This is a genomic window from Mesorhizobium sp. M7A.F.Ca.CA.002.15.2.1 (genome assembly GCF_003998715.1).
GTDB classification, from domain to species: domain Bacteria; phylum Pseudomonadota; class Alphaproteobacteria; order Rhizobiales; family Rhizobiaceae; genus Mesorhizobium; species Mesorhizobium ciceri.
In genome coordinates this window covers 3,002-5,389 of the sequence record NZ_RZPI01000382.1, presented here as the reverse complement: position 1 = coordinate 5,389, position 2,388 = coordinate 3,002, and the positions used below count along the sequence as shown (strand labels likewise).

The window sequence follows — 2,388 nt, the reverse complement described above, 5'->3', positions numbered from 1 at the left end:
GCAGGAGGACGACCTCACAACCATCCAGCTCGCCGACAAATCGGTGTTCGGCAATTCGAAGATCACCATGATGTTCGATCCGAAAACCTTCGACTTGCGGCAGTGGACGATCACCGACGCGCAGGGCAAGGATACGACGGTGATGATCTTCAACACCAAGGAAGGCGTCAGCTTCGCGCCGGATACTTTCGCCATCGACTACACGGCGAACCGCGAGCTCAACACCAACAAGGCGCGCTAGCTTCAAACGCTCCAATAGCTGTGGAAAGCACCGGGCCGCGCCTCGTCGAGCGTTGCCCGGCTTGTCTTTGCGGCTTGCGGCTGGCAATTTCCCGGACCGACTCCGTCAAAAGGCGTCTTCCCCGCCGGGACCCATCGGTTCTGGCCGGTTGCACGCTGTCCTGGATTGCCAAATGCCCTTCTCCATCGCCACCTGGAACATCAACTCCGTTCGCCTTCGCATGCCGATCGTCGAGCGCCTGCTCGTCGAGCATGCGCCCGACGTGCTGTGCCTGCAGGAAACCAAGGTTCCCGACGAACTGTTCCCCGAGAAGGCTTTCCGCAAGCTCGGCTACGAGCACATCGCCTTCCATGGCCAGAAGGGCTACCACGGCGTAGCAACCGTGGCGCGGCGGCCGATCGAATTGGTCGAAAAGCGACGCTTTTGCGAAATCGAGGACAGCCGGCACCTCTCGGTGACGGTGCGGGCCGGCGGCAAGGCGATCCTGCTGCATAATTTCTACGTCCCGGCGGGCGGCGACGAACCGGATCCCGTCATCAACAGGAAGTTCAAGCACAAGCTCGATTTCGTTGCCGAGATGAATGCCATCCGGGCAGAACATGACGAGGTGTCCGGCTCGGTGCTGGTCGGCGACCTCAACATCGCCCCGCTCGAACATGACGTCTGGTCGCACAAGCAATTGCTCAACGTGGTCAGCCACACGCCGGTCGAGACGGAAAATTTCGAGGCGATGCGTCGCGCCGGCAACTGGGCCGACCTGATGCGGCTCAACGTGCCGGATGAGCAGAAGCTCTACACCTGGTGGAGCTATCGCGCGCAGGATTGGGAGCTGTCCAATCGCGGCCGCCGCCTCGACCACGTCTGGTCGTCGCCGAACCTTGTGCCCAGCTTTTCCGGCTACGAGATCCTGCGTCTGGCGCGCGGCTGGGAGCGCCCGTCGGACCATGTGCCTGTCATCGCGCGGTTCGATCTGGACTAGTCTGGTCGAAAATGCCCGCGTGCGGCAGTCAGTCTGTAGAGTTGGGACCGGCTGGATCCACCCACGGGCGGCCCAATCGTGTCACCATCGCCGCGTACCCAACGGCACCTGCCGCCCAGAGGAAGATGCCAAGCTCTTTGACGACGTCCTCGGCGATGGCGGCCGCAGAACCGGGGGTAGGAAACAGCTCTCCGAGCTGGTCGATCGATGCTGACATCGCCAGCAGGAAGCCTGCGGCCACAAAGATGATCGTGCCGTCGAATGTTTTCCGTCGCAGCCGGAAGAACCAGAACAACCCGGCGGCGGCGTAGGCAATCATCGGAACGATCTCCGGTATCCCAACAATGGGCAGCACGTCCTCATGGATCAACAACAGGTCATCGAGGCCCAAGAGGAGGGTAAGGCCGCCGAGAAACGTGCAATCCCATCGGCGCGTGAGCAGGCCAGCAAACAGGGTTGCGGCGCCGGAGCCGATCCATAGCGAAGCACCCAGGGACGAAATCCACCCCGTATAGAAACCGACTCCGGCGGCTGCGGATGGATCTCGATAAAAGATCCACGCGTCCAGACCACGAATTTGCGCGACGGACAGCGCGGCCAAGAGCATCGCAACGTTAATCGCCGCCGCCGCCACCACGACCAAGCGCCAGGCTATTGTCCATTCGCCGCCATGCTTTGTGTTCGGCGCGCTGTTCTCTGGCATTAGCTATTCTCATTGAGGACTGAGAGGAACTCCATTGGAATCAAAGATCAAGAAGTGCTGACCTATGCCTAATCCATTACGATGGCTGCCAGTTCTGCCGCGCCGAGAACTCCGCCTGCATTGTGCCGGTGGTCAGCATCGAACGGTTGCAGCGCTTCGCTCCACCGAACCCATTGTACCATGGCGCCGATGTTCAGGGGAGGCCGGCCTGCAAATGCCCGACCTGAATCCCAGCACGCTTCGAAGCGCGTCCAAATAAATTCGAACTCAAACGGCGCGCTTCACGTCTTCACGCATGTCGTTGCCCCAGGGCTGCTGCGCTGACAGGCCTGCGAGATCCGGTAGATGGGGATGGTCGCGGCGGCGTGTCGCCAGCATCCGTTGCGCCGCTTCGATGATTGTCGGCGCCGGGACATCGGCGACCAGGCCGGTCGGGCTGGCATGGCGGGTCGCGATCACGTCCAC

General features: G+C 61.6%; 4 protein-coding genes. 2 read left to right on the top strand and 2 right to left on the bottom strand.

Translation table 11 applies throughout. The annotated features are described in order from the left end of the window. Both ENZ74_RS20415 and ENZ74_RS20410 read left to right on the top strand, forming a co-directional pair. Positions 1-241 (top strand): outer-membrane lipoprotein carrier protein LolA (locus tag ENZ74_RS20415; protein ID WP_164761099.1); only part of this gene is annotated, 241 nt, incomplete at its 5' end. Between the two features lie 172 nt (positions 242-413). Next, positions 414-1,220: an exodeoxyribonuclease III gene (locus tag ENZ74_RS20410; protein WP_063169524.1), complete on the top strand. Its 807-nt coding sequence runs from the start codon at positions 414-416 to the stop codon at positions 1,218-1,220. A 28-nt stretch (positions 1,221-1,248) separates the two neighbouring features. Here the strand turns inward: ENZ74_RS20410 and ENZ74_RS20405 are convergent, their stop codons facing one another. Both ENZ74_RS20405 and ENZ74_RS34725 read right to left on the bottom strand, forming a co-directional pair. Further along, positions 1,249-1,923: a hypothetical protein gene (locus ENZ74_RS20405; protein WP_063169523.1), complete on the bottom strand. Its 675-nt coding sequence runs from the start codon at positions 1,921-1,923 to the stop codon at positions 1,249-1,251. A 267-nt stretch (positions 1,924-2,190) separates the two neighbouring features. Then, a partial coding sequence (locus ENZ74_RS34725) for a hypothetical protein (RefSeq protein WP_206522304.1) occupies positions 2,191-2,388 on the bottom strand: 198 nt, incomplete at its 5' end.